Origin of the sequence: Nocardiopsis rhodophaea (genome assembly GCF_039530945.1) — a bacterium.
Classification (GTDB): Bacteria; Actinomycetota; Actinomycetes; order Streptosporangiales; family Streptosporangiaceae; genus Nocardiopsis_C; species Nocardiopsis_C rhodophaea.
On sequence record NZ_BAAAPC010000041.1, the window covers coordinates 1 to 5,682 of the forward strand.

A 5,682-nucleotide genomic window follows, 5' to 3' on the forward strand; every position below is an offset into this window, starting at 1 on the left:
CAGGAGGTTGGGCGGATCCCTCTGTTGTCGGTGGAGGAGTACGACACCGTGGTGCGTGGGTGGAATGCCACTGCCGAGGACTTCGGTGCTGCTGCTGCGGGGTGTCTGCACGAGAAGGTGTGGGACGCCGGTGAGCGGTATCCCGACAACACCGCAGTGGTCGCCGCCGACGGTCAGTGGACTTACCGGGAACTCCTCGAACGCGCAGCCAGGGTCGGGTGGTGGTTGCGTGACCGGGGTGTGCGGCCCAATGAGCTTGTCGGTGTGTGCTTGGACAAGAGCTTGGACCAGGTCGCGGCTGTCCTGGGGGTGATGGCTTCGGGGGCGGCGTATCTTCCTCTTGATCCGGGTTTGCCGCAGGCGCGTCTGGGTGAGTTGATCGAGCTTGGAAACGTCACCCACATTGTCACGGCATCAGCGGTGAACCTCCCCGACAACGTGAAAGAACCCGGAAAGGAAGAAAAGGACGGATCTTCGGCTGCGGTGTTACGACTGAATGTCGACGCTTCGGAGGCTTTGGCGGATTGTCCGGTGGTGATGCCGGGTGTGGTTCAGGATCCGACGGATCTTGCCTATGTCATCTTCACTTCGGGATCAACGGGGACACCGAAGGGTGTGATGATCGACCACATCGGTGCCTTGAACACGGTGGTCGATATCAATGAGCGTTTTCAGGTCGAGCCTGAGGACCGGGTGCTGGGTCTGGCCTCGCTGAGTTTCGACCTGTCCGTTTATGACATCTTCGGCCCGCTCTCGACCGGTGCCGCTGTGGTGTTGCCGGCGCCGGAAGGGGTGAAGGACCCCGACCACTGGGTCGATCTGGTGGAGCGGCACGGGGTGACGGTGTGGGATTCGGTCCCCATGCTGCTTCAGCTTCTGGCCGAAGCCCCCCGAGCCAGCACGCAAGCCCTGTCCTCGCTGCGGGTGGGGCTGTTGTCGGGGGACTGGATTCCGTTGTCCCTGCCGGAGAAGGTGTGGGCACTCAACCCCGGCATGCGCCTGCACAGCGGGGGTGGTGCGACCGAGGCGTCGATCTGGTCGATCAGTTATCCCATCGATCATGTCGATCCTGAGTGGACGAGCATCCCCTATGGTCGGCCGTTGTCGAACCAGCGGTTCTACGTGATCGACCAACACCAGCGTCCGTGTCCTGTCGGGGTGGCGGGTGAGCTGCACATCGGCGGTGTGGGGGTGGCTCGCGGTTACTGGGGGGATGCTGAGCGCACGGCGGCGAGTTTCCTGCCCGACCCGTTCACCGATGATCCGCGGGCTCTGCTGTATCGGACCGGGGATCTGGGGCGGTGGCGCCAGGATGGCACGATCGAGTTCCTGGGGCGGGTGGACCAGCAGGTCAAGATCCGCGGGTTCCGGGTCGAGCTCGGCGAGATCGACGCCGCTCTGACCTCCCACCCGGGAGTGGGTGAGTCGGTCACCGTGGTGCATGGGAGCGGTGCCGCGCGCCGTTTGGCCTCTTACATCGTCCCCGCGTCACAGGAGCCGATGGGAGCAGCTGAACTTCGTGAATGGCTGTCTCAGCGTGTTCCGGATTACATGGTTCCGGCGGGGTTCGGTGTTCTGGAACACCTGCCGTTGTCGTCGAACGGCAAGGTGGACCGTTCGGCGTTGCCGGAACCCGAATGGCATATCCATGAGGAGTTCGTCGAGGCCAGAACGGATGCCGAGAGGGTTCTCGCGGAGGTCTTCGCTGAGGTTCTCGGTGTGGAGCAGGTGGGGGTCCACGACAATTTCTTCGCTCTGGGCGGGGACTCGATCCTCTCCATCCAGGTGGTGTCCCGGGCCGCTGAGCACGGTATCCACGTCACCCCGGCGCAGGTGTTCCGCGAACAAACCATCGCTGGCCTCGCCTCGGTGGTAGAGAACAGGAAGATCCCGGCTGTTCGTCGGCGTGAGCGTGAGGTGGGGGCTGCCTCGCGGTTGTCGCGGGGGCAGGAGGCGTTGTGGTCGATTCACCGGTTCGCCGCTGAGTCGGGGGCGTACCACGTGGCGACGGCGGTGCGGGTGTTGTCGCCGTTGGACGTGGAGCTACTACGGTCGGCGTGGGAGTCGGTGGTCGCGCGCCACGCCTTGTTGGGTGCGGTCTTCGGAGAGGACACGGAGGGGCCCTTCTTCTGTGTGGAGCCGCGTGTGCGCGTTGACTTCGCGGTGGTGGACGCGCGCGGGGTCGGGGAGCAGGAGTTCGAGTCGCTGTTGGCCGATGAGGCCGATCGCCCGTTCGTGCTGGACAGCGGGGTGCCGGTGCGGTTGCGGGTGTTCGAGCGCTCGGACGGTCGCCCGGTCCTGCTGGTGTGTGCTCATCACATCGTGGTGGACATGTGGTCGTGCGTGGTGTTGCTGGACGAGTTGGCCCTGGCCTATGGGGGCGGGGGCGGTGCTGCTCCGGCGGTGGAGTACGCCGATTTCGTTGACTGGCAGCGCGAGGTGCTGGTGGGTGAGGAGGGGGATCGGCTGTGGGAGTACTGGCAGGGGCGGCTGTCGAGGGACTTGCCGGTGCTGGCATTGCCTGCGGATCGTCCGCGGCCCTCGGTCCAGACCTTCCACGGAGCGAATCAGATATTCGAAGTTGACGCTGAGCTGTCGGAGCGCGTGAGGGAAGTCGGTGACCGGGCCGGGGTCACGCCCTACGTGGTCCTGTTGGCCGCTTACCAGCTCTTCCTTCACCGGGAGACCGGGCAGGAACGGGTGGTCGTCGGATCGCCGACGGCAGGACGGGGTAGGCCGGAAATCGACGACGTCATCGGTTACTTCATTAACCCTTTGCCGATGGTGGCTGATTTCCGCCCTGGGATGTCTTTCGAGGAGCTGCTCGGGGATGTGCAGGAGTCGGTTCTCGGGGCGTTCGAGCACGAGGACTTCCCGATGGCGGAGATGGTGGAGCGGTTAGCTCCTGAGCGTGATTCCTCGTATTCGCCTTTGTATCAGACCATGTTCGTGATGCAGCGGGCCCAGGCCTTCGATAAGGAGGGGCTGGCGCCGCTGGCGGTGGGGGCCGGCAACCGGCTCCAGGTCGGTGAGAGTGAGCCGATCGATTTGCATTCGCTGGTGGTCGAGCCGGTGACGGTTCCCCGGCGGTGGTCGATGTTCGATCTGACGTGGATGGTCGCCGAGGGCGATTCGGGGTTCCTGGTTTCGGTGGACTACAACACCGATCTGTTCGACGAGTCCACGGTCCATCGTTTCCTAGAGCATTTCCGTACTCTGCTGGACAGCGTGACCACCGGCCCTGACCAGGAGGTCGGGCGGGTGGCCCTGCTTTCGGAGGGTGAGTACGACACGGTGGTGCGGGGGTGGAATTTAACCGACCGGGATTTTGGTGCCGCTGGTGCGGGGTGTCTGCACGAGAAGGTGTGGGCTGCTGGCGAGCGGTATCCGGACAGGGCCGCGGTGGTGGCGGCCGATGGTGAGTTCTCCTACCGGGAGCTTTTGGAGCGGTCCTCGCGGATCGGGTGGTGGTTGCGCGAGCGGGGTGTGCGCTCAAACGAGCTGGTCGGCGTGTGTCTGGGCAAGGGTCGGGACCAGGTAGCTGCGGTTCTCGGGGTGATGGCTTCGGGGGCGGCGTATCTTCCGCTGGACCCGGGCCTGCCGCAGGCGCGTCTGGGTGAGTTGATCGAGCTTGGAAACGTCACCCATGTGGTCGCTTCTTCGGGGACGGAGCTGCCCGCTGGTGTTTCCCGTCTAAACGTTGATGACGAAGCCGCGCTCGCCGGCCTGCCCGTGGTGATGCCGGGTGTGGTTCAGGATCCGACGGATCTTGCCTATGTCATCTTCACTTCGGGATCAACGGGGACACCGAAGGGTGTGATGATCGACCACATCGGTGCCTTGAACACGGTGGTCGATATCAATGAGCGTTTTCAGGTCGAGCCTGAGGACCGGGTGCTGGGTCTGGCCTCGCTGAGTTTCGACCTGTCCGTTTATGACATCTTCGGCCCGCTCTCGACCGGTGCCGCTGTGGTGTTGCCGGCGCCGGAAGGGGTGAAGGACCCCGACCACTGGGTCGATCTGGTGGAGCGGCACGGGGTGACGGTGTGGGATTCGGTCCCCATGCTGCTTCAGCTTCTGGCCGAAGCCCCCCGAGCCAGCACGCAAGCCCTGTCCTCGCTGCGGGTGGGGCTGTTGTCGGGGGACTGGATTCCGTTGTCCCTGCCGGAGAAGGTGTGGGCACTCAACCCCGGCATGCGCCTGCACAGCGGGGGTGGTGCGACCGAGGCGTCGATCTGGTCGATCAGTTATCCCATCGATCATGTCGATCCTGAGTGGACGAGCATCCCCTATGGTCGGCCGTTGTCGAACCAGCGGTTCTACGTGATCGACCAACACCAGCGTCCGTGTCCTGTCGGGGTGGCGGGTGAGCTGCACATCGGCGGTGTGGGGGTGGCTCGCGGTTACTGGGGGGATGCTGAGCGCACGGCGGCGAGTTTCCTGCCCGACCCGTTCACCGATGATCCGCGGGCTCTGCTGTATCGGACCGGGGATCTGGGGCGGTGGCGCCAGGATGGCACGATCGAGTTCCTGGGGCGGGTGGACCAGCAGGTCAAGATCCGCGGGTTCCGGGTCGAGCTCGGCGAGATCGACGCCGCTCTGACCTCCCACCCGGGAGTGGGTGAGTCGGTCACCGTGGTGCATGGGAGCGGTGCCGCGCGCCGTTTGGCCTCTTACATCGTCCCCGCGTCACAGGAGCCGATGGGAGCAGCTGAACTTCGTGAATGGCTGTCTCAGCGTGTTCCGGATTACATGGTTCCGGCGGGGTTCGGTGTTCTGGAACACCTGCCGTTGTCGTCGAACGGCAAGGTGGACCGTTCGGCGTTGCCGGAACCCGAATGGCATATCCATGAGGAGTTCGTCGAGGCCAGAACGGATGCCGAGAGGGTTCTCGCGGAGGTCTTCGCTGAGGTTCTCGGTGTGGAGCAGGTGGGGGTCCACGACAATTTCTTCGCTCTGGGCGGGGACTCGATCCTCTCCATCCAGGTGGTGTCCCGGGCCGCTGAGCACGGTATCCACGTCACCCCGGCGCAGGTGTTCGGTGAGCAGACGATCGCGGGTCTTGCCCGGGTGGCGGGCCAGGGGCCGGCGGTCGTGGCCGAGCAGGGGCCGGTCACCGGTGAGGTGGTGGTCGGGCCGGTCCAGGAGTGGTTCTTCGGGCTGGGGTTGGCCAGACCTGATCACTGGAACCAGGGGGTCGTTCTGGAGACGGGCCTTGACCTGGATCCTGGGCTGGTCGCCCGGGCTCTGGAAGGGGTGGTCGCCCATCATGACGTGCTGCGGTCCCGCTTCACCTGCGAGGACGGGCGGTGGCGCCACCACCAGGCCGGGACCGACCAGGTCCACGTCCCGGTAGAGGTCGTCGAGACCGGTGAAGCTGATGTCGACACGGTGCTGAACCGAGCGCTCTACAACGTGCATGCTGGTTTAAATCTTGCCGAGGGGCCGTTGCTGCGGGCGGCGATCGTCAGGGCCCCTGAAGTTCGGTACTTGGTGCTGGCCTGTCACCACCTCGTCATTGACGCGGTCAGCTGGCAGTTCGTCGTCGAGGACTTCGAACGCCTCTACCTGGAGGGCGGGGACCTTCCTGCGAAGACCACCTCCTTCGCCGGCTGGACCCAACGCCTGGCCGAGCACGCCCACAGCGAGCACGTCACGGGCCAGGCCGACTACTGGGAGCGG

1 protein-coding gene is annotated in these 5,682 nt (G+C 65.0%); it reads left to right on the forward strand.

Translation table 11 applies throughout. From position 1 onward, the window contains the following. Positions 1 to 30: 30 nt before the first annotated feature. The coding region (locus ABD259_RS25500) for an amino acid adenylation domain-containing protein (protein ID WP_344165808.1) at positions 31 to 5,682 on the forward strand (5,652 nt) is incomplete at its 3' end.